At 60.7% G+C, this 21,730-nt stretch carries 19 protein-coding genes and 1 pseudogene; 10 read left to right on the top strand and 10 right to left on the bottom strand.

The features are described 5' to 3' along the window. Window positions 1-43 precede the first annotated feature (43 nt). Window positions 44-1,243, bottom strand: a complete 1,200-nt coding sequence (locus tag L8H52_RS21945; protein WP_242208666.1) for a YbfB/YjiJ family MFS transporter — start codon at window positions 1,241-1,243, stop codon at window positions 44-46. Between the two features lie 111 nt (window positions 1,244-1,354). Between L8H52_RS21945 and L8H52_RS21940 the strand changes: the two genes are divergently transcribed. Together L8H52_RS21940 and L8H52_RS21935 are read left to right on the top strand one after the other, a co-directional pair. Continuing rightward, window positions 1,355-2,230, top strand: a complete 876-nt coding sequence (locus L8H52_RS21940) for a LysR family transcriptional regulator (protein ID WP_242208667.1) — start codon at window positions 1,355-1,357, stop codon at window positions 2,228-2,230. Window positions 2,231-2,479: 249 nt separating this feature from the next. Further along, window positions 2,480-2,875 carry a hypothetical protein gene (locus L8H52_RS21935; RefSeq protein WP_242208668.1) on the top strand — a complete coding sequence of 132 codons (396 nt, stop codon included), beginning with the start codon at window positions 2,480-2,482 and terminating at the stop codon, window positions 2,873-2,875. 48 nt (window positions 2,876-2,923) lie between these two features. On the opposite strand, the gene L8H52_RS21930 is transcribed toward L8H52_RS21935, so the two are convergent. Then, complete coding sequence (locus L8H52_RS21930; protein WP_242208737.1) at window positions 2,924-3,646, bottom strand: pirin family protein; 723 nt, start codon at window positions 3,644-3,646, stop codon at window positions 2,924-2,926. A gap of 214 nt (window positions 3,647-3,860) precedes the next feature. On the opposite strand from L8H52_RS21930, the gene L8H52_RS21925 reads away from it, so the two are divergent. Continuing rightward, the gene (locus L8H52_RS21925) at window positions 3,861-4,811 is read left to right on the top strand and encodes a GlxA family transcriptional regulator (protein ID WP_242208669.1); all 951 of its coding nucleotides are present in this window, start codon (window positions 3,861-3,863) and stop codon (window positions 4,809-4,811) included. A 90-nt stretch (window positions 4,812-4,901) separates the two neighbouring features. Further along, window positions 4,902-6,359, top strand: a complete 1,458-nt coding sequence (locus L8H52_RS21920) for a winged helix-turn-helix domain-containing protein (RefSeq protein WP_242208670.1) — start codon at window positions 4,902-4,904, stop codon at window positions 6,357-6,359. On the opposite strand, the gene L8H52_RS21915 is transcribed toward L8H52_RS21920, so the two are convergent. Both L8H52_RS21915 and L8H52_RS21910 read right to left on the bottom strand, forming a co-directional pair. Continuing rightward, entirely contained in the window at window positions 6,336-9,224 is a 2,889-nt protein-coding gene (locus tag L8H52_RS21915) for a winged helix-turn-helix domain-containing protein (RefSeq protein ID WP_242208671.1), read from the bottom strand. The genes L8H52_RS21920 and L8H52_RS21915 overlap by 24 nt on opposite strands. A 125-nt stretch (window positions 9,225-9,349) precedes the next feature. Continuing rightward, window positions 9,350-9,781 carry an AraC family transcriptional regulator gene (locus tag L8H52_RS21910; RefSeq protein ID WP_242208672.1) on the bottom strand — a complete coding sequence of 144 codons (432 nt, stop codon included), beginning with the start codon at window positions 9,779-9,781 and terminating at the stop codon, window positions 9,350-9,352. 211 nt (window positions 9,782-9,992) lie between these two features. On the opposite strand from L8H52_RS21910, the gene L8H52_RS21905 reads away from it, so the two are divergent. Continuing rightward, window positions 9,993-10,916 carry a LysR family transcriptional regulator gene (locus L8H52_RS21905; protein WP_186613500.1) on the top strand — a complete coding sequence of 308 codons (924 nt, stop codon included), beginning with the start codon at window positions 9,993-9,995 and terminating at the stop codon, window positions 10,914-10,916. Window positions 10,917-10,951: 35 nt separating this feature from the next. Here L8H52_RS21905 and L8H52_RS30530 read toward each other — a convergent pair. Continuing rightward, window positions 10,952-11,092 (bottom strand): annotated as a pseudogene (locus tag L8H52_RS30530) (DUF4381 domain-containing protein); the annotation flags it as partial. A 64-nt stretch (window positions 11,093-11,156) separates the two neighbouring features. Between L8H52_RS30530 and L8H52_RS21895 the strand changes: the two are divergent. From L8H52_RS21895 to ycaC, 4 genes are all read left to right on the top strand, one after another. Next, on the top strand, window positions 11,157-11,573 hold the full coding sequence (locus L8H52_RS21895) for a DoxX family protein (RefSeq protein WP_242208673.1): 417 nt from the start codon (window positions 11,157-11,159) through the stop codon (window positions 11,571-11,573). Beyond that, window positions 11,566-12,192 carry an antibiotic biosynthesis monooxygenase gene (locus L8H52_RS21890; protein ID WP_242208674.1) on the top strand — a complete coding sequence of 209 codons (627 nt, stop codon included), beginning with the start codon at window positions 11,566-11,568 and terminating at the stop codon, window positions 12,190-12,192. Before L8H52_RS21895 ends, L8H52_RS21890 begins: the two co-directional genes overlap by 8 nt. A 43-nt stretch (window positions 12,193-12,235) precedes the next feature. Beyond that, window positions 12,236-14,074: an amidohydrolase gene (locus L8H52_RS21885; protein ID WP_016987824.1), complete on the top strand. Its 1,839-nt coding sequence runs from the start codon at window positions 12,236-12,238 to the stop codon at window positions 14,072-14,074. 70 nt (window positions 14,075-14,144) lie between these two features. Further along, a complete protein-coding gene (ycaC, locus tag L8H52_RS21880; protein WP_007913541.1) occupies window positions 14,145-14,768 on the top strand; it encodes an isochorismate family cysteine hydrolase YcaC in 624 nt (207 codons plus the stop codon). 314 nt (window positions 14,769-15,082) lie between these two features. On the opposite strand, the gene L8H52_RS21875 is transcribed toward ycaC, so the two are convergent. Together L8H52_RS21875 and L8H52_RS21870 are read right to left on the bottom strand one after the other, a co-directional pair. Next, complete coding sequence (locus tag L8H52_RS21875; RefSeq protein WP_242208675.1) at window positions 15,083-16,510, bottom strand: mechanosensitive ion channel family protein; 1,428 nt, start codon at window positions 16,508-16,510, stop codon at window positions 15,083-15,085. A 108-nt stretch (window positions 16,511-16,618) separates the two neighbouring features. Next, window positions 16,619-17,641 carry an alpha/beta hydrolase gene (locus L8H52_RS21870; protein WP_242208676.1) on the bottom strand — a complete coding sequence of 341 codons (1,023 nt, stop codon included), beginning with the start codon at window positions 17,639-17,641 and terminating at the stop codon, window positions 16,619-16,621. Window positions 17,642-17,802: 161 nt separating this feature from the next. On the opposite strand from L8H52_RS21870, the gene L8H52_RS21865 reads away from it, so the two are divergent. Next, window positions 17,803-18,702: a LysR family transcriptional regulator gene (locus L8H52_RS21865; RefSeq protein ID WP_242208677.1), complete on the top strand. Its 900-nt coding sequence runs from the start codon at window positions 17,803-17,805 to the stop codon at window positions 18,700-18,702. A 661-nt stretch (window positions 18,703-19,363) separates the two neighbouring features. On the opposite strand, the gene L8H52_RS30455 is transcribed toward L8H52_RS21865, so the two are convergent. The 3 genes from L8H52_RS30455 to gspG all read right to left on the bottom strand — a co-directional run bounded on the left by L8H52_RS30455 (window position 19,364) and on the right by gspG (window position 21,671). After that, window positions 19,364-19,966 (bottom strand): hypothetical protein, encoded by a 603-nt coding sequence (locus L8H52_RS30455; RefSeq protein WP_277930487.1) that lies wholly within the window; start codon window positions 19,964-19,966, stop codon window positions 19,364-19,366. A gap of 74 nt (window positions 19,967-20,040) precedes the next feature. After that, window positions 20,041-21,228, bottom strand: coding sequence for a type II secretion system F family protein (locus L8H52_RS21850; protein ID WP_242208678.1), 1,188 nt, complete (start codon window positions 21,226-21,228; stop codon window positions 20,041-20,043). A gap of 14 nt (window positions 21,229-21,242) precedes the next feature. Further along, window positions 21,243-21,671, bottom strand: coding sequence for a type II secretion system major pseudopilin GspG (gspG, locus tag L8H52_RS21845; RefSeq protein ID WP_034152611.1), 429 nt, complete (start codon window positions 21,669-21,671; stop codon window positions 21,243-21,245). Window positions 21,672-21,730: the final 59 nt, after the last annotated feature.

Here is a 21,730-nt window from a genome sequence, read left to right as displayed (position 1 = left end):
GAGTTGTGTTAGTGGGAGCCTGCCGAGCAGGCAATGATTCCCTTCAATTTGCGCAGCAGCGCGGCTCAACCGGGGCGGGCAGCCATTTCATCGCTTGCTCCAGCAGCAGCGCCACGACGATTGCGCCAGCGGCGATGACGAACAACAACGCGTGGTGGCCGCCGCTGGCATTGAACAGCGCCGAATAGGCAAATCCGGCCAGCGCCTGAAACGTAGCGAACGACACCGTGGCACGGCTCCAGGCGATTTGCTGACGGTGGTGCTCCGGCACCAGTTCATGCACCCGCGCCAGCGCCAAGGGCACGATGCCGGGCGGAAACGAACCGAGAATCACCGCCAGCAACGCCAGCGCGAGAAACGAGTGCGACATCGCCAGCAGCCCAAGGGCAATCGCCTGCACCAGCAGCACGAGGCGAATGCCGGACCGAGGACCCAGCTGATCGGCGAGAAAGCCATAACTCACCGGGCCAACAATAGCGCCCAAGCCATACATCACCCAGATCAACGCGCCGACATGCGCCCCGGCGCCGAGTCCACGCGCCACGTAATCCACCAGAAACACCATCGCCGGCACCAGACCAGCGGCCATAAAGGCATATTGGGCGAACAGCACGTAGACAGCGCTCGGCGTCGGTTCAACGGACGCCGTTTCGTGCGCAGCCACCGGGTGCGCAAAATCGGACGGCCAGCCGAACCAGCTCAGCGTAGTCAGCAGCAGGGCCAATGCGCCCAGGCCCAGCCAGGTCGCCTGCAAACCCAGGCTCAACAGCGGCGGCACAAGCGTCCCCGAGCCGGCAATGCCAAGACCGATGCCGAGAAAAATCGCGCCACTGGCCAGCCCTTTACGCGCCGCCGGAACATGCGGCAATACCGTCGCGGCAACCAACACCATGATCGCGCCACCGGCAATCCCGGACAGCAGTCGCCAGCCGAAGAACCAGCTCACCGACAAAGGGAATGCACAGGCAAAAAATGCGGCGGTGACGATCAGCATCATCAAGCGCAAGGCATTTTTATTGCCGAGCTGGCGCGCTGTCGGCCGCCCGAGCAGCGCGCCGATCAGGTAGCCCACCAGATTGGCCGCACCCAGGTAGACCACATCATTGGCGCTAAACCACTGCGCTTCAATCAGTGAAGGAATCAACGGCGTGTAAGCGAAACGCGCCAGCCCGATGCTGACCAGGCTGGCGCAGAGGCCGGCAAAGATCGGCAGCCAGATACCGGTGGAGTTTGAAGTACGCATGACAGCGATCTCGCGGAAGGTTTATGGCGTTCAGCATATCGGCTATCTTTGCTGCGTTAATGCAGCGATTAAGCGGCACGCTGATGCGTATTTGCATCATACGGAGGCAGCATGAATTGGGATGACGCACGGGTATTTCTCGCCGTTTGCCGCGAGTCGACGCTGCGGGGTGCGGCACGGATTCTGGGGGTCGATCAGGCGACCGTCGGGCGGCGGATCACAGCGCTGGAAAAGTCCCTGGGCGCGACGTTGTTTTTGCGCACCTCAGACGGCTACGCGTTGACGGCCGTCGGCGAAGCGGCGCTCAAAAGCGTGGAGAAGATGGAGCATTCGGCGTTGGAACTGGAGCGGCAGATTCAAGGCCTGGACGATCGCCTGACCGGCACGGTGCGCGTCAGTACCACCGATTCGCTGGCCATCGATTTTCTGATTCCGGCCATTGCCCGTTTGCATGCACGGCACCCGGATGTGCGCGTGCAACTGGATGCGTCCACGCAAATCCTCAGCCTGGCCAAGCGCGAGGCGGATATCGCCGTGCGCAATACCCGGCCGGACAATCCGGACCTGATCGCCCGGCGAGTTGCCCGATGGCCGGTGGGGCTGTTTGCTTCCCAAGCGTATATAGACGCCAATGGCGTACCGCCGCCGGGCACGGCATTTGAAGGGCATGACCTGGTGGTTTATCAACCGTATCTGCAAGGCAAAAAGGACCTGACGCTGGTGTCTGAGCCGTTGAGTCGCGGTCGGATCGTCGCCAGCCTCAGTTCCAGTTTGCTCGTCCGTCGTTCGATTGCCGCAGGGTTGGGTGTAGGAGAAATCCCGGTGTACATGGGCGAGCGCGATGGCTTGATCAGGCTCTGGCCGGAGCGCACTACGCCGCTCCCGTATGAGGTATGGCTGGTAACCCATGCGGACCTGCGCCATACCGCGCGGGTGAGGGCGGTGATTGAGCAGATTGTCGACGTGTTCGCGTCGGAGAATGAGTAGGTAAATGCTGTTTTGGCAGGGCTACAACCTCTGACGAAACGGCCTACACCAGAGGCAGAATCCCCCGGCTTGTGAGCCTGTTGGATGGGGCCTATTGTTACGGCATGTCGGTGAGGGGCGCAGGGCTCGCACTGATATTGATACCAGGGAAGGTATTGGTAAACCCAGGAAGGTGCCGAATTGAGAACCACGGAATTCAGTCAAAATCCAATCAGTGATCTATCGGGTAAAGGTCGGAATACTCAAACCATGAACGCTATAAGCCGCGAAGAGTTCAATGCCAGGATCGAGACCATTGAGACGAGGATGGACGCTCGGTTCGAGGGTGTGTCGGCAAAAATCGATGCTTATCTTTTGACTCAAGCGGAGAGGGACAAACGGTACGATTTGATGTGGGACGGCGTACAACAAATCGCCGAAGACTCAAAAGAAGCCATCAAACAAGCCTCGACAGTGAAGGCGCATTACTGGGCGACGACAGCCGTCCATTTCCTCGGAATGATCACTGTCGTCGTGGGGGCGCACTTTGCCAATCAGGCAGCGGTGTTAACCACCTTGCAGACGACACTCGCTGCGATCCAGGTAGGTAAGGATATAGGCGCTCCAAGACCTGCTCCGCAACAAGCACCCGAATCAGCACAATAGAAAACGGCCTTCAAAGAAGGCCGTTTTTGTGGGCGTTGAAACGCAGCGTTATGGCATCTCTGGCAATTCCTGCGGCCGCAGGTCGAATACCAGCACTTCGGCATCGACACCGTTGCTCAAGGCCAGCAACTGTTCCTCGCGAACCCGCACGCCGTCACCTTCGCGCAGTGGCTGGCCATTGAGTTCAACGCTGCCACGTGCGACATGCACATAGGCATAGCGGTTGGCTGGCAATTTCAGCGTGGCGCTTTCCTTGCCGTCGAACAGCCCGGCATACACCCGTGCGTCTTGGCGTACTTTCAGTGAGCCGTCGTTGCCGTCCGGCGAAATGATCAACTGCAAACGACCGCGTTTTTTCCCGGCGCTGAAATGCTCCTGTTGATAGCGCGGTTTGGCGCCGCTGACTTCCGGCACGATCCAGATCTGCAGGAAGTGCACCGGTTTGGTCGCCGAATGGTTGAACTCACTGTGTGCCACGCCACTGCCGGCGCTCATCAATTGCACGTCACCCGGGCGGATGACCGAGCCGGTGCCCAGCGTGTCCTTGTGTTCCAGCGCACCTTCCAGCACGTAGGAAAAGATCTCCATGTCGCGATGCGGATGCTGGCCGAAACCTTTACCGGCGGCAACGCGGTCATCGTTAATCACCAGCAGGTCGGAAAAACCCTGTTCGCGAGGGTCGCGATAGCTGGCGAAGGAAAAGGTGTGGAAGGACTTCAACCAGCCATGATTGGCGAGGCCACGATCGGAGGCTTTGCGAAGGGTCAGCATCATGAAATCTCCTTGCGGGACGTGAATTCGTCCGAGTGAGGAGAAGGTTACTGTTTACTGATGGACGCAATAAGTAGATGAAAATTGAAAGACTGTCCCGATCAGGTTGACAGTTATGCGATGCGCTTCGCACAAACTCTTGCGCCCTCTATGTCGTACTTGGCCATAATGTCTGGCCTGTCTCATGTCTCCTTGATTTAAGTGATGTCTGCCCATGAAAACCGTGGCAATGGTGCTGTTTCCCGACTTTCTCCTGCTCGATATGGCCGGGCCATTGGAGGTTTTTTCGGTTGCCAATCGCTACCTGAAACCCGATGCGCATTATCAATTGATCACGCTTGGCACTGAACGTGGCCCGTTGCGGGCATCCAACGGCGTTTTGGTGCATGCCGACAGGATTATCGACGACAACACCGAACATTATGATCTGCTGTTGGTTCCGGGCGGCCCGGGTGCCTACAACCAACAGTTTCCGGCGCTGTTCGCCTGGCTCAAGGACGCCGTTCGGCGCGTGGAACATTACGGTTCGATCTGCACCGGCGCCTTTGTGCTGGGCCATGCCGGATTGCTGGACGGTTACCGGGTGACCACCCACTGGAACTACACCGAACGCCTGATCAAGCGTTTCCCAATGGCTCAAGTCGCCACGGATCAGATCTATGTCGAAGATCGCAACCTGATCACCTCCGGCGGTGTCACCGCCGGGATCGATATGGCGCTCGCTGTCATCGCCCGCGATCACGGCAAGAAACTCGCCCAGGACGTGGCCAAAGTCCTGCTGGTGGTGATGAAACGGCAGGGCGGGCAGGCCCAGTTCAGTCCGCTGATGGCCGCCGTGGCACCGCAGGAAACGCCGATCACCCGCGCGCAAAGCTACGTGCTGGAGCACCTCGACGAAGCCTTCACGGTCGAACGCATGGCCGCTATTGCCAATATGAGTGCGCGGCACTTCGCGCGGCTGTTCACCCGCGACATCAACATGACGCCGATGGAGTTTCTGCAAAGTGCGCGCATCGACTGCGCGCGAAATCTGCTGGAAACCAGCGATCTGCCGCTTAAAACCGTGGCTTACAAAAGCGGTTTCGGCAGTGTCCGGCACATGCGCTCACTGTTCGCTGAAAAGCTCGGCCTGACCCCTGCGCAGTACCGCGAACAGTTCAGCTAGAGCGCTTGTGTCCGTCTGGCGCACCCGGATGTCCGTGCTGCGCCTCGTCTAGCGGTTGTCGCGTCATCTGAGGCTGCCAAGATAGTTGGCATGGATAGCCTCAACGATTTGAACACGGCGTCGGTGCTGCATTTCGGCCCTTACGCCTTCCACCTGCGGCAACGGCTGATACTCGATGGAGATCGGCCCTTGCGCATGGGCGGTCGTGCGCTGGACATCCTGCAAGTGCTGGTCGAGCGTGCCGGTCGAGTGATCAGAAAAGAGCAGTTGATTGCTTTGGTGTGGCCGACGTCGGTGGTCGAGGAAATCAACCTGCGCGTGCACATCGCCGCACTCCGGCGCGCATTGGGTGATGGTGAAAACGGTCAGCGCTACATCGTCAACGTGCCGCAATGCGGATACAGCTTTATTGCCCCGGTGCGTTGCGACAGCGCCGCGCAAGTGGTCTTCGAGGGGCTGCAAACGCCCCAGCATAATTTGCCTGCGCGACTGACTGCGGTCGCCGGACGCGACTCGCTGGTCGGCGGGCTGGTGCGGCAAATGCCGCTATGCCGGCTGGTGACCGTCACGGGGGCGGCCGGGGTGGGTAAATCCACTGTCGCATTGCGGGTCGCGGAGCTGCTGTTGCAGTACTACCGAGACGGCGTCTGGCGGGTCGATCTGAGCTTGGTCGACGGCGACACGTCGGTCCTCGATCATGTGCTGCGCACCCTGGAGGGCGATTTGACCGGGTTCTCGACTCGCCACGCCTTGCTGCTGCTGGATAACTGTGACCACCACCGCGACGCTTGCAAAGCAGCGGTTGAAACGTTGCTCGAAGCCGCGCCTCGACTGTCGATTCTCGCCACCTGCCGCGAAGCCTTACACGTCAGTCTGGAAACGCTTCAGTACGTGCCACCGCTGGCCACCCCGAAACGCTCGACGGCCGATTGCATCACGCAAGCCATGGGCCATTCGTCGGTGCAGTTGTTCGTCAGCCGTGCGCGGGCGCGACAGCATGATTTCCGCTTGCGTGAGCAGGACGTCAAAGTCGTGGTCGAGATCTGTCGGCAACTCGACGGTTTGCCCTTGGCGATCGAGCTGGCGGCGGCGCAGATCGATGCACTGGCGTTGGTCGGCTTGCAGGCGCAAATGGCCCACGGCCTGCAAGTGCTCAGCCATGGCCGGCGCACCGCTGTGCCACGGCACCAATCCATGCAGGCGGCCCTCGACTGGAGCTATCAGCGCTTGAGTGAACAGGAGCAACGCGTACTGCAGCGTCTATCGGTATTCAGAATGGCGTTTACGCTGGAGGCGGCGCTGGCGGTGATCAGTTGCCCGCAACTGGCTCCGCAGCGGCTCGCCGTGATCATCGAAGGTCTGGCACTGAAGTCGTTGCTGACGGTGGAGCGGGGCGGCAGTGCGGGCCGATACCGGATGCTCAACACCACCCGCTGCTATGCCCGCGAGCAACTTGAGCGCAGCGGTGAAGGGATTGAGCTTGAACGCCGGCATGCGCGTTACATCAAGCGGATTCGTCTGGCCTCAGGTGTGCACGCACTCGCGTAACTCGTCGATCAGCAAGCGCACCTTGCGCAAGTCCGGGGTCGCGTAGCCCTCGGTGAAGCGTTGATAGATCGGACTGAGCAAATCCAGCGCCTCGCGACAGCGCGACTGGCGCTGCCAGAGTTGCGCCAATGAAGTAGCGCTGCGCAGTTCCCAGGCGAGCGCGCCTTGGGTGCGGGCGATTATCAGGGATTGTTGCAAGAGTGCTTCGGCTTCCTTGAGGGCCTCTTCGCGAGCAGGCTCGCTCCCACAGGGGATTGTGGTGAACTCAGAATCAGTGTGGGAGCGAGCCTGCTCGCGAAGAGGCCCACCCAGACAACCCGGATCGTCACTCAATAACGCATCCGCCCGAGCCCGCAGGATCTCCGCCGTGCTCCACCCGGCATCACCACTCAACGCCCGCTCAAGCAGCGCGTCATCCATAAAGCGGCCATCCAGTGTCACCATGATTTCCCGGATCAGCCCACTGCTGTCCGTCAGCACCGGCGCCTTGGCTTGCGCGTCAATCACCTGCGCATAGTGCCGCGCCCACGTGTTGAACAGCAGCACCGAATGTTTCTGCGACTGCTCCAGCAACAGCTGCAACAGCGCCCGGGCGTTTTGCTGATCACCGTTGTAATGAGCGATCAGACAACTCGCCAGCGCGAGGGTGTAGCAAATCGAGGTGCCATGGTCGATCTGTACAGCAATGTCCAGGGCCTGCCGCGCCGTGTGCCAGGCTTGTTCCGGCAGACCTTGCATCCATAAGACCCGCGCCAGCACCGTCAGCGACGCGACGCTCTGGTCGTATTGCACGCCAAAGCCATGAGTGAAGCGGTTGACATGGCCGCTTTGCGCCAGGCGCTGGAGGACCTGTTCGGCGTGAATGCGCGCCTGTGGCTGGTCGCCGGCATAATGCAGGGCCAATACGCGCAAGCGATGGGTACTCAGTGACAACAGCGGGTCGCCGTGCAAGCCGAGGCGGTCGAAGTGCTCGCTCTGTGCCAGCGCCATGCGGTAGTGCCCGCAACTGAGGTTGACCGCCATGTGCCCGGAAACTGCGCGCAATTGCCCGGCAACGTCGTCGTGTTCATGCGCCAACTGGCGAGCTTCGGCGAAAGCTTCGATAGTTTCCGCCGTGCCACCCCACGTGTGATAGCAGGCACTACCGAGGGCCAGTTTCAGCGCAACTTTCAGGCGCGGGCAAGGTTCGTCGAGTTCATCAAGCAGGCTCAGCGCCCGGCGTACATAGCCGCCGTACTCCTTGAGCAGCGACAACTCTTGCCACAAGGGCGCCGACGCTGCCGCCAGTCGAATCCCTAGACCCCCGGGGCCGACACCGTTCAGGCTCCAGTCCAGCGCCGCGCGCAAATCTTCTAGTCCTCGGGCGTAGCGATCGATCCACAACAGCGTCGGGGTATTTTCCCAATCGTTCTGCGCCTGCTGCATCAACGCCAGACAGCGTTCGGCATGCCGTTCGCGGGTTTCTTCGCATTCGGCAGCGTGATCGAGTTTTTCCAGCGCGTAACGTCGGGTGGTGTCGAGCAAACGGTAGAACACGTCCTCGTCACCGACTTCGACGGCGAGCAGCGACTTGGCCACCAATTGCGTGATCGACACAAACACCACACCGGGGTCGATCTGTTGGCCGACGATAACGGCCGCCGCCGACTCCAGGGTAAAACCACCGCGAAACACGCCCAGACGACGCAGGCAGGTTTGCTCGCAGTGGTCGAGCAGATTGAAACTCCAGTCCAGCGTGGCGCGCAGGGTGAGGTGGCGCTCCAGACTGCTTTGATTGCCCGCCGCCAGCGGCGGCAAACGGCCCTGCAATTGGCTCAGCAGGCCGTCCAGACCGAGTTCGGCGACCTGCGCTGCGGCCAGCTCAAGCGCCAGTGGAATGCCATCGAGCCGATGGCAGATCTCGATCGCTTCCGGCAACTGGGTATCGCTCAGTTCGAAGCTTTCCTGCGCGGCCGTCGCTCGTTCGACGAACAATTGCAGCGCCGAAAAATTCAGCGTTTGCTCACGATCCAGCGTCGTCGTCATCGGCGGGTATTCGAGGGAGTCCAGACGCTGCACGTATTCGCCTTCAGCCCTTAGACTCTCGCGACTGGTGGCGAGGATATGCACGTGCGGCGCCCCGCGCAGAATGCTTTCACTGAGCGTCGCAACGGCATCAATCAAATGCTCGCAGTTGTCGAGCAGCAACAGCATCTGCCGCTGTTGCAGGCCTTTGACCAGCGCCGTCTGCGGGTCGCCCTCAAGGAGTGCCAGATCAAGCAGGGCGGCCAGGTGTGAACAGATCAACCGCGGATCGCTCAGCGGTGCCAGATCCACCAGACGAATGCCGTCGCGATAGTGCCCGATCAACTGCTCGGCTACCCGCAGGGCCACGGTGGTCTTGCCGATCCCGCCAGGGCCGACCAGGGTGATGCAGCGTTGGCGCGGCAAATGCGTCATCAAGCTGTCGACCAGCGGTTGGCGACCGATCATCCGGGTGCGCCGCAAGGGCAGATTGTGCCGACCGCCAACATCGCCCACAGGACGCTCCTCCATGGATTGCGGTAAAACCGGGGCGACGAAACTGTAACCTCGTTGCGCCACGGTGATGATGTAACGCTGGCCGGCCTGACCGTCACCGAGCGCTTTGCGCAGCGCTGCCATGTGCACACGCAAATTGATCTCTTCAACGACACTGTCTGGCCAGACGCCGGCCATCAATTGCTGCTTGCTCACCACTTCGCCGGCATGGGCCAGCAGAATCAGGAGGATGTCCATTGCCCGTCGGCCCAGACGTAACGGCTGCTCGCCTTCGAGCACGCGCCGTTGTCCGGGATGAATCCGATAGGGGCCAAAACCGAGGGCCTGATTCGGCGAAAGACTCAACAGCTCACTCCTGCGGTGCTGCGGCGGACAGAGCGGAGCAGTGCCGCGCGCATGCGCAGGCCTTCTAATCCGGGGTGTCCCGGCATAATCCTCAGGTTTGAGCGTCAGTGCAACGGGGGCCGCGATCAAAACATGGCGGTCTGTGAACGGTGAGCTTTGGGTTCACGCATGATCTGGCAGCGCCAGGCAAACGGATTGATGCCCTCGCTGCGGGTAAACATATGGCAGAAATGCGCCTGATCGCAGAACCCGCATTCCAGGCTGATTTGCGTCAGGCTCAGGTCAGTGTGCTGGATCAGCAGCTTGGCCCGCGCGATGCGCTGGGTGCGAATCCAGTCCTGCGGCGACAATCCGGTACTGCATTTGAAGGCGCGGGAAAAATGACTGCGTGACAGCGAACAGGCGCGGGCCAGTTCGGTGACCTCGAGGCTTTCGCCCAAACGTTCGAGGATCAATTGTTTGACCTGTCGTTCGCGCTGCGGACTGAGCCCGCCGATCCCGGTCTTGCGCGGTTCGCTGGCAGGGGCGAGGGCGACGCTGTGCTGTAAGTGAGCCATGGCCAAAGTCCGTGTCGATGGGGAATGCACGGTCGGCGCATGCCCTCAGGTCAAAAAAACAACGCTGCGCAGAGGGACTCATTGTTGGGTGAGGGCGGGAGGCTGACGAGTTAATCGTTGTTAATTTCGCTGCGAAACGGCGCTAACAGTCCGGTTGATCGCGTAAAGTGCGCAGCACTGGCGTCTGACTGGCTAAAAGGAATCTGTGCCCATGAACCGTAACGATCTGCGTCGCGTCGACATGAACCTGCTGGTGATTTTCGAAGCGCTGATGTTCGAAAAGAACCTGACCCGCGTCGCCGAAAAACTGTTCATGGGGCAACCGGCCGTCAGCGCGGCGTTGGGGCGTTTGCGCGACCTGTTCGATGATCCGTTGTTGCTGCGCAACGGCCGTAGCATGGAGCCGACCGCGCGGGCGCTGGCGATTCTCAAGGAGCTGCAACCGGCGATGGACGTCATTTCCGGCGCGGTCAGCCGGGCCAAGGAGTTCGAACCGGCGAGCAGTTGCGACGTGTTTCGCATCGGCCTGTCGGACGACGCCGAATTCGGCCTGTTTCCGCCGTTGTTGCGTCAGCTTCAGCAAGAGGCGCCAGGGATTGTCGTGGTCGTGCGCCGCGCTAACTACCTGCTGATGCCGGCACTGTTGGCGTCTGGAGAAATCTCCGTCGGCGTCAGTTACACCACTGAGTTGCCGGCCAACGCCAAGCGCAAAAAACTGCGCGACATTCCCTGCAAGGTCCTGCGCGGCGATGACCGCCCGGGGCCGCTGACCCTCGACGAATACTGCGAGCGCCCGCACGCGATGGTGTCGTTCTCCGGCGACTTGAGCGGCAATATCGACATGGACCTGGCCAAGGTCGGACGCAGTCGCCGCGTCGTCCTCGGCGTGCCGCAATTCAGCGGTTTGCGCGCCTTGCTCGCTGGCACCGAGATGATCGCCACCGTGCCGGATTACGCCGCGTGTGCGCTGGTTGAGGGCTGTGCCTTGCGTGCCGAAGATCCACCGTTTCCGATCGATGCGGCGCAATTGTCGATGGCGTGGAGCGGGGTGCATGACAACGACCCGGCAGAGAAATGGTTGCGTTCGCGGATCAGCCAGTTCATGGCGGCGCCGCTGGATATTCCAGTGATTTGAATCCCTGCGCATATCTCACAAACAACACCAATCCCCTGTGGGAGCGAGCCTGCTCGCGAAAGCGGTGTGTCGTTCAAAGCATTTATCAACTGACCCGACGCCTTCGCGAGCAGGCTCGCTCCCACAGTGTTCTGCGGTGTTTCAAAAAACCTGGCGCGCCGTGGAACTGAGCACACCTATCCAATTTCCTCCCACCCAACCCCGGCATGATTCACCCAATAATTATTCACGGGTGAGTCCATGCACGTTTCTCAACGGGATGAACAGGCACGCGACATCGGTTTGCTGTTCCTGCGGGTCAGCGGCGGATTGTTTCTGCTGTGGGTCCATGGCTTGCCCAAGCTGCTCGATTTCACTGCGCAACTGCAGTTGATCGAAGACCCGTTCCACCTCGGTGCCCACCTCTCCCTGATCCTGGCGATCTTCGCCGAAGTGCTCTGTCCGCTACTGATCGTCGCCGGGTTACTGGCGCGATTGGCCTGCGTGCCTATTCTCTTTGTGCTGCTGGTGGCACTGCTCGTCGTGCATCCGCAATGGAGTGTGGCCGAAGGGCAGTTCGGCTGGTTGCTGTTGATCCTGTTTACCACTGTGTTTATCGCCGGGCCGGGACGGCTGGCGATTTCTGTTCGTTTGCCCGGAGTGTTGCGTTATGCCTGAAGTCCTCAATCCACAAGCACCGGGGGTCGACGAAACGGTCACGTTGATCATCAAACACCGGGTCAAGGCTGGTTTCGAGTCGGCGTACGAGGCCTGGTTGCGCAATATCGTCCACGTGGCGGGGCAGCGTGAGGGCCATCTGGGTGTGGACGTGGTGCGCGGCAAGCGCGGCCGTCTCGATTTCTACACCTGCGTACTGCGCTTCAGTTCCACCGAATCGATGCAAGGCTGGCTGGAGTCGCCGCAGCGCCAGGCACTGGTTGCCGAAGCCGCGCCAATGCTGGCTGATGGCGATCAGACGGAAGTCGCGCCGATCAATGAATTCTGGTTTACGCCACTGGCCGATGCCGCTTCGCGGCCACCGCGCTGGAAGCAGGCCGTGGTCACGCTGCTGGTGATTCTGCCGCACACCTTGCTCGTGCCGCTGATCTGGGGGCCGCTGCTGGCGCTGCATCCGCTACTTTCCAACTACGTGGTCGCCACGTTCCTGATCACCCTGACCATCGTTCTGTCGGTGGTGTACGTGGTGATGCCGCCGGTTACCCGTTTGTTTACGCCGTGGCTCGAAGCCAGTCAGGCCCATGAACACCTCGATTCCCAAGAAACCTCGCCACGCTGAGCGCGCGGGGTTCGCTCCTTTTCACTTTGCTTGAGGAACTGCGATGAGCGCCGATCTGATTCTGTTCAATGGTCAATTTCATACCGTCGACCGCACCAAACCGCTGGCCAGTGCCGTGGCCATCACCGACGGCCGCTTCGTGGTCGTTGGCAACGATAATCAAGCGATGGCCCTGCGCGGGCCGAACACGCAAGTGGTCGATATGCACGGCCGCTGCGTTATCCCAGGTCTCAACGACTCGCACTTGCACTTGATTCGTGGCGGTTTGAACTACAACCTCGAACTGCGCTGGGAAGGCGTGCCGTCGCTGGCCGATGCGCTGCGCATGCTCAAGGATCAGGCTGACCGTACGCCAACCCCGCAATGGGTGCGCGTGGTCGGTGGCTGGAACGAATTCCAGTTCGCCGAAAAACGCATGCCGACCCTCGAAGAAATCAATCAGGCTGCGCCGGACACCCCGGTGTTCATTTTGCACCTGTATGACCGCGCGCTGCTCAACCGCGCCGCGCTACGTGTGGCCGGTTACACCCGCGACACGCCGAACCCGCCGGGTGGCGAGATCGTCCGCGACAGCAATGGCAACCCGACCGGCATGCTGGTCGCGCGACCGAACGCGATGATTCTCTACTCGACGCTGGCCAAGGGGCCGAAGCTGCCGCTGGAATATCAGGTCAACTCGACCCGCCAGTTCATGCGCGAACTCAATCGCCTCGGCCTGACCAGTGCGATCGATGCCGGCGGCGGTTTCCAGAACTACCCGGACGATTATCAGGTGATCGAACAATTGGCCAAAGACGACCAGTTGACCGTGCGTATCGCCTACAACCTGTTTACCCAGAAGCCGAAAGAAGAGCTGAGCGATTTCCAGAACTGGACCGGCAGCGTCAAGTTGCATCAGGGCGATGACTTCCTGCGTCACAACGGCGCTGGCGAGATGTTGGTGTTCTCGGCGGCGGACTTCGAAGACTTCCTTGAGCCGCGCCCCGATCTGCCGCAAACCATGGAAGAAGAGCTGGAGCCGGTGGTGCGCCACTTGGTCGAGCAGCGCTGGCCGTTCCGTTTGCACGCCACCTACAACGAGTCGATCAGCCGCATGCTCGACGTGTTCGAGAAGGTTAACCGAGACATTCCGTTCAACGGTCTGCCGTGGTTCTTCGACCACGCTGAAACCATCACTCCGCAGAACATCGAGCGTGTGAAGGCATTGGGCGGCGGCATCGCGATTCAGGATCGCATGGCGTTCCAGGGCGAATATTTTGTCGATCGCTACGGCAAGCAAGCCGCCGAGGCGACCCCGCCGATCAAACGCATGCTCGCCGAAGGCGTACCGGTCGGCGCCGGCACCGATGCGACGCGGGTGTCCAGCTACAACCCGTGGACTTCGTTGTACTGGATGGTCAGCGGCCGCACCGTCGGCGGTCTGGCGCTGTACGAAGAAGGTTTGCCGCGCACCACCGCGCTGGAATTGTTCACCCACGGCAGCGCCTGGTTCTCCTCGGAGCAGGGCAAGAAAGGCCAGATCAAGGTCGGGCAACTGGCGGATCTGGCGGCGCTGAGCGCGGACTTCTTCCATGTCGAGGAAGAAGCGATCAAGTGGATCGAGTCGGTCATGACCGTGGTCGGCGGCAAGATCGTTTACGCCGCTGGCGACTTCGAAGACCTCGGTCCGCGCTCGATTCCGGTGCTGCCGGACTGGTCGCCAGTGGTGAAAGTCCCGGGCCACTGGCGGCCGAATTCGCCGTTGCAGGCGCAGGTTCACCAGTGCAGCGGGCCGTGTGCGGTGCACACCCACAGCCATGAAAAGGCGCGGATGTCGAATGCGCCGGTCAGCGACTTCGCCGGTTTCTGGGGCGCGTTCGGCTGTTCCTGTTTCGCCTTCTGATTCCCCCTAAAGCGCCGGCCATCCGGTCGGCGCTTCACGCTTCATCCATCCGTCCATCAGGAGTTTTCCCATGAGCGTTCCTTACACACGTCTGAACAAAGATGATGCGGTTGTATTGCTGGTCGATCACCAGACCGGTCTGATCTCGCTGGTCCAAGATTTCACCCCGAACGAATTCAAGAACAACGTGCTGGCGCTGGGTGACATCGCCAAGTTCTTCAAGCTGCCAACCATCCTCACCACCAGTTTCGACGCCGGCCCCAACGGCCCGATCGTGCCTGAGCTGCGTGAGCAGTTCCCGGATGCGCCGTTCATTCAGCGTCCGGGGCAGATCAATGCGTGGGACAACGAAGACTTCGTCAAGGCGATCAAGGCAACCGGTCGCAAGCAACTGATCATCGCCGGTGTGGTGACGGACGTTTGCGTGGCGTTCCCGACCCTGTCGGCGATTGCTGAAGGGTACGAAGTGTTTGTGGTGACGGATTCGTCCGGCACCTTCAACACCACAGTGCAACAAGCGGCATGGGCGCGGATGTCGGCGGCGGGTGCCCACCTGCTGAACTGGTTCTCGGTAGCGTGCGAGCTGCAGGGTGACTGGCGCAACGATATGGAAGGTCTGGCGCATCTGTTGTCGGAGCGTCTGCCGAACTACCGCAACCTGATCAACAGCTATACCAAGTTCACTGCCAAGTAATCGGCTGATCCTGAAAAGCCCCTCACCCTAACCCTCTCCCGGAGGGAGAGGGGACTGACCGAGGGGCTCTTTCGAGGTACGCCGACCTGTAATACCGAGCCGAACTCAGGTCTTGAAAACCCCGGAGATCGGCTCCCTTTCCCTTCGAGGTTTTGGGGAGAGGGGACTGACTGAGGGATTTTTTCGAGGTGCGCCGACGTGCAATACCGAGCCGAACTCAGGTTCTGAATTGTATGCGGTCTGCTCCCTTTCCCCCTCGCCCCCCTGTGGGAGAGGGCTGGGGTGAGGGGGCTTTTGATCTTGATCTTGCCGCTTCAACGCTTCTGCAACCAACCCAAAAACCCACCTTTCCTCACCGCCACCGGCTTGGCCATCAACGCGAGGCGACTGTTCTGCTGACGCACCGCGTGCAACTTGTTCAGCGCCCGACCCACCTCTGTGCGCTGCGCCATGCACTCGCGGGTCAGATTCTTGTCGAGACGATAAATGATGCTCGACGTCAACGCCGTGAACGTCGCCTGCGACGGCGTATCCGCCAGAATGCTCTGCTCACCCATGACCTCACTCGGCCCCATCCGCCCGGCTTCGACCTTGCTGTCGCCATCAGGCACAGTCGCACTGACCACTCCGGTGGCGATCACGAAAAGACTGTCCGGCACTTCGTCCAGATCGAGCACCACTTGGCCCGCCGCATACTGCTGCGCAACCATCGATTCGGCGAGGCGATCACGCTCCTCACTGCTCAGCGAGCGGAAGATTTTCACTTCATCGAGCAATGCGCGAGCGCGGGTCGACGGTTCGATCACCCCGTCAGGTTGCCGCGAGATTCCCGCCGCTTCGAGATGCCGGTGAGCGAGGTCGAACAGCTGATTGCGCACTTCGCTTTTCTTGCCAAGCTCGGCGATGAAACCGCTGGCCACGTATTCCGACATGGTTTCGCCCGCCTCTTTCAGTACGGCTTTCGGTGCCGGACTCAACAGCAGCGAACTGCTGCCTTGCAGCGTGCGATCAAGCGCATCGAGTACCCGACGCGGGCGAATGTGATTTGGCACCTGAATGCTGATCGACACGCCATGCATGTTATTCGGGCGACTGAGGTTGACGATCTTCGCCTTGGCCGCGACCGAGTTCGGCACTACCGCCATGGTTCCGGCGCTGGTCAGCAGGTGCGTGGCGCGCCAGTCGATGTCGAAGACCTTGCCTTCGACGCCGTCGATCACCACGAAATCATCCACCTGATAGGGCTTGGTGGTGTTGAGCACGATCCCGGAAAACACATCGGCCAAGGTGCTTTGCAGCGCCAGACCGACAACGATGGCGACCACGCCGGAGGTTGCCAGCAAACCTTTCACCGGCAATTCCAGCACGTAACCGGCTGCGGCGACGGTGGCGACCAGAAACACCAGCGCACCGATCACGTCCTGCAGCAAACGACCGCTGTGGCCGATGCGGCGCATCAGTGCCAGGCCGATGACTTCGGTCAGCACCCGCGCGGCGTACAGCCACCAGAGAATTCCCAGTGCTGTCGCGCCCAGTTGTGCCACCCGGTCATCGGCGAACAATGGCGCTTGCAGCGGACTGACACCCGCGTTGATTACCAACGCCGTGAACGCCAGAAACAGCACCAGCCGCACACCCACTCTCGGGGCGCGATGAGTGAAGGGCGAGAAGTGCCAGAGCACAGCGTCGAGCAGCAGCAGGGCGGCGCTCCAGGACAGCAGGTGAGTGTAGAAAAGGGTCATGACCGAAGCTCCGCAGTGTCTGCCGATAAAAAGATCGCAGCCTGCGGCAGCGTCTACAGAAGAACGTATTCCAATGTAGGCGCTGCCGCAGGCTGCGATCTTTTGCTGTTATGGATTCAGATGAGTCTTCAGCTCAGCCGCCGCCTGACGCACCGCCGCTTTCACTTCCGGAATCTGACTCAGCGGATTGAGCAGGCCAAAGTCATGAATCATCCCGTTGTAACGCACCGAGGTCACCGCCACGCCGGCCGCATCGAGGTGTCGCGCATAGCCTTCGCCTTCGTCACGCAGCACGTCGAATTCGGCGGTCTGCACCAGTGCGGCAGGCAGGCCTTTGAGCTGTTCGGTGCTGGCGTTGAGCGGCGAGGCGTGGATCTGCGCACGCTCGGCCGGGTTGGTGGTGTAGTTGTCCCAGAACCACTGCATCATGCCTTTGGTGAGGAAGTGGCCCTCGGCAAATTGCTGGTACGAACCGTCATCGAACTGCGCGTTGGTCACCGGCCACATCAGCAACTGGAAGCGCAGCGCCGGGGCTTTCTGTTCCTTGGCCATCAGCGCCACGACCGCCGCCATGTTGCCGCCGACGCTGTTGCCGGCCACGGCCAGACGTTTGCCGTCGACCCCGATGTCCTTGCCGTGCTCGGCCACCCATTTGGTGGCGGCGTAGGCCTGGTTGATCGCGGTTGGGTACTGTGCTTCCGGCGACGGCGTGTAATCGACGTACACCGCGACGGCGCCAGAGCCCACCACCAAATCACGAATCAAGCGTTGGTGCGTCGGGTAATCGCCGAGCACCCAGCCGCCACCGTGGAAGAACATGAACACCGGCAACTCGCCTTTGACCTTGGCCGGACGCACCACTTTCAGGTTGATGGTCTGGCCATCAACCTTGATCGCCTTGTCGCTGACTTCAACACCCGACAGATCCACTTTCACCGAAGCCTGCGCGCCGGTCAGTACTGCACGGGCGTCTTTCGGGCTCAGTTGCTCAAGGGGTTTGCCACCGCCGGCGGCGAGGGCGTTGAGGAAGGCTTGGGTGTTGTGTTCGACGCCGCTGGTTTCAGCGGCGAAAGCGTTGCCGATGGACAGAGCGAGGAGGGAAGCGGTGAGGGTTTTTTTGACGATGTTCATGGTGGAAATCCTTTTGAATGTTTTTTGATTTGTTTGCCTGGGTTGCGGGCTGCTGTGGCGCTGGGGTTCAGGCCTCAGCAACACCGTGAGCACAGATTAATAGGCTGCCGAAAAGTGAAAAAGCGGCTATAAAGCGTTTAACTGTCCACCAGAGAGTGACAATGAACCCGTTCGAAGACATGCGTATTTTTTGCCAGGTCATGGAGTCCGGCAGCTTCACGTCGGCGGCTGATCAATTGGGCTTGTCCAAGCAATTCGTCAGCCGACGCTTGATGCAGTTGGAAGAGCGCCTCGGCGTGCGATTGTTGAACCGTTCGACGCGGCGCCTGGACGTCACGCCGTTGGGACAGAGCTATTACGAATCGGCGTTGCGCCTGTTAGGTGAAGTCGAACAAGTAGAGCAGGGCATCGCCGGGCAGACTGCCGAGCCACGCGGGACGATTCGCTTGAGTGCGCCGCTGTCGTTTGCCGTGGCGCATCTGGGCTGTCTGCTGCCGATGTTTTTGCAGCGCTATCGCGAGGTCACGGTTGAGGTCGATCTGAGTGATCGCCCGGTGGATTTGCTCGGTGAGGGCTACGATCTGGCGCTGCGCATTGGCGTGCTGGAAGACTCGACCCTGATCGCGCGGCGTATCGCGTCCATTGAGCGGGTGTACTGCGCCAGCCCTGCGTATCTGGCTGAACGGGGTACGCCTCTTGAACCAGAAGACCTGCACAGCCATGACTGTTTGCCATACGGGCATAGTCGTTCGGTGCAGTGGCGCTTCAACGCGGGGCAGGGCAAGCCAGTGTTGGTCAATGTCACCGGGCGGATGCGCGTTAACAACGGCGAGTTGCTCAGGGATGCAGCGGTGCAGGGGATGGGCATTACTTATCTACCGACGTTCATTGTCGGTGCGGCGCTGAAGGATGGCCGGCTGGTGCCGGTGCTGGATGATTTGCGCCCGGAGCCACTGACGTTGTCGGCGGTGTATCCACAGCATCGTCAGGCGTCGCGGCCGGTGCAAGCGCTGGTAGAGTTTTTGCGCGAGCGCCTGAATCAGAGCCACGTCGATCTCTGATCTATACGCAGATCAAACTGTAGGAGTGAGCCTGCTCGCGAAAGCGTTCTGTCTGTCACAACTTCAGTGTCTGAATGACCGCTATCGCGAGCAGGCTCGCTCCTACACTTGATGGTGGTTGTCTGCGGAATCTGCGTACGTCGCAAAACCTTGTGGGAGCGAGCCTGCTCGCGAAAGCGGTGTGTCAGTCAAAACATCATTGGCTGACCCACAGTATTCGCGAGCAAGCTCGCTCCCACATTTGATAAGGGTTGTCTGCGGAATCTGCGCACGTCGCAAAACCCTGTGGGAGCGAGCTTGCTCGCGAAAGCGGTGGGTCAGTCAAAACATCATTGGCTGACATACAGCATTCGCGAGCAGGCTCGCTCCCACATTTGTTAACGGTCGTCTGCGTAATGTGCGTACGTCGCAAAACCTTGTGGGAGTGAGCCTGCTCGCGAAAGCGGTGAGTCAGTCAAAACATCATTGGCTGACATACAGCATTCGCGAGCAGGCTCGCTCCCACATTTGATAAGGGTTGTCTGCGGAATCTGCGCACGTCGCAAAACCCTGTGGGAGCGAGCTTGCTCGCGAAAGCGGTGTGTCAGTCAAAACATCATTGGCTGACCCACAGTATTCGCGAGCAGGCTCGCTCCCACAGGTTTTGTGGTGTTTCTAAAAATCAGTTGGCGCGCTTGTCATCGCCCGGCTCTCCGCCGATATGCACGCCGCGATCATCGCCGGCTTCAGCCGCAGCGTGGACGCCACGATCATCACCGACTTCACCGGCACGATGAACGCCACGATCATCACCGACCTCACCGGCGCGGTGGACCCCGTGGTCATCGCCGACTTCTCCAGCGCGGTGCACGCCATGGTCATCTCCCGCTTCAGCATGGGTGCCGTTGCGGCCGGATGAGGCGCTGTCGCCCGAGTGCCCCGAGCCGTGGTCGCTGCCACTGTGGCCACTGTTGCCGCCGCCACCGCCACCGCCACTGCCACTGTTGCCGCCACCGCCGTGACTGCCTCCGCCGCCACTTCCGCCCCCACCATTTCCACCGCTGCCACCACCGCTGCCACCGTGACCGCCGCCGCCACCGCCACTTCCTCCGCCTCCACTTCCGCCGCCGCCCCCTCCGCTACCGCCACCACTGCCTCCACCACCACTCCCACCATCCTTGGCATAAGCACTGGACGCCCCGGACAAGCTATCGGGAATGAGTACCGTTGACGCCGACAGAACTGCGCCGATGGCCATTGCGAGCACGAGCTTTTTAATGTGCATATCGTTCTCCGTCTTTGTGGTTTTGTTGGGAACGTAAAAGTGCGTTGTTGCAGGGACCGGACCCGTTCCCGGAGTCAGTGAATACTCGAAGCCAGTTCGAAAATCGGGATGTACATCAGGATCACGATGACCCCGATCAGCAGGCCGATAAACGTCATCAACAGCGGTTCGAACAATTTCACGAACCACTCCAGCCAGCGACTGATTTCCTCGTCGTAGAAGTCGGCGCTGCGTTCCATCATCTGCCCGAGGTTGCCGGACTGTTCACCGGCCCGGAGCAGTCGTAGCGACACCGGTGTCACCAGGTGATTGAGCTCCAGCGCGGTGGACAACGATTGCCCTTCGCGCACCCGCTCGCAGGCCTGATCCAGTCGCGTCCGCGAAGCCACAGTGAGCAAGCCGCGCACCATGCTCATGGCGGTCACCAGCGGAATCCCGCCTTGCAGCAGAATCCCCAGCGAACGGTAAAACCGCGCGAGTTCATACATGAAAATCCGTTGATGCACGGCCGGCAGTTTCTCCACCAGCCGATCCAGCCCACGGCGAAACGCCGGTTGCTTTTGCAGCAGGGCGAGGGCGATGACAATTGCCGCCAGCGCACCGAAGAATTCAGCCTGATGCGCATGTAAAAACATGCCGCTGCTCATCAACACCTGCGACAGCCACGGCAGGTTATTGCCCAGCCCTTCGAACACCAGACTGAAGCGCGGCACCACATAACCCATCAAGAACAGCACCACGCCACCGCCAACGATCAGCAACAGCATCGGGTAGATCGAGGCACTGATGATCTTCTGCCGCACCTCGTCCATGCGCTGGCGATAACTGACGTAGCGACCGAGCGCATCGCCGACCGCGCCGGTCTTCTCGCTGGACTGTACCAGCGCCACGTACAGCGGCGGGAACACCGCCGACAACTGGCCCAACGCCTGCGAGAAGGATTTGCCCTCATAAAGCAGGCGCACCAGCTCACTCAAGGTTTTCCGGGCAGCGGGCGCGGTTTCTTTTTCGGCGAGGCTTTCCAGCGCATCGATCAGCGGTAGGCCGGCATTGAGCAGCGTGGTCAGCTCCTGGCTGAACAACACCAGATTGAAGGTCTCGCGCTGGCGCAGTTTCAGCGAACGCCAATGCTTGTCGGCGTGCGAGCTGAGCACGCGCAAACCCTGATCCTCGGCGATCCGCCGTGCCTCGCTGTCACCCGCAGCTTCGACGCTCAAGGACACCACGCCAGCCTTGCCGACCGCTTTCAAATGAAATCGCATGGGCCGCGCTCCGTTTACTGCCAGTTGGTCACTTCAGCGTTTTCACCTTCGCCGCCGGGCTGGCCGTCCTTGCCCATCGACAGCAAGTCGTACTCGCTGTTTTCGCCGGGATAGCGGTAGGTGTAGTTACGCCCCCACGGATCCTGCGGCAGCTTTTTCTGCAAGTACGGGCCGGTCCATTTCGCCTCGTCGCTGGGTGCGGTGACCAAGGCCTGCAAGCCCTGTTCGGTGGACGGGTAGTGACCGACTTCCAGTCGATAGATATCCAGCGCTTTGCTCAGTCCTTCGATCTGCGCCTTGGCCACTTTCACTTCCGAGCGGCCGAGTTGGGCGAAGTATTTCGGCGCGACGATCCCGGCCAACAGGCCGAGCACCACCAGCACCACGAGCAATTCGAGCAGGGTAAAACCGCGTTGGTCACGCGGACGAAATTGCAGCTTCATGATGACCTCCCGTGAGTGGCAGCCGTGTCGCCTGAAGGGCTTATGCAATTGCCATGCTC

It is taken from the genome of Pseudomonas sp. CROZ-RG-20F-R04-15 (assembly GCF_022662375.1).
In the GTDB taxonomy this organism is placed as follows: domain Bacteria; phylum Pseudomonadota; class Gammaproteobacteria; order Pseudomonadales; family Pseudomonadaceae; genus Aquipseudomonas.
This window is presented reverse-complemented; position numbering and strand designations above follow the sequence as displayed.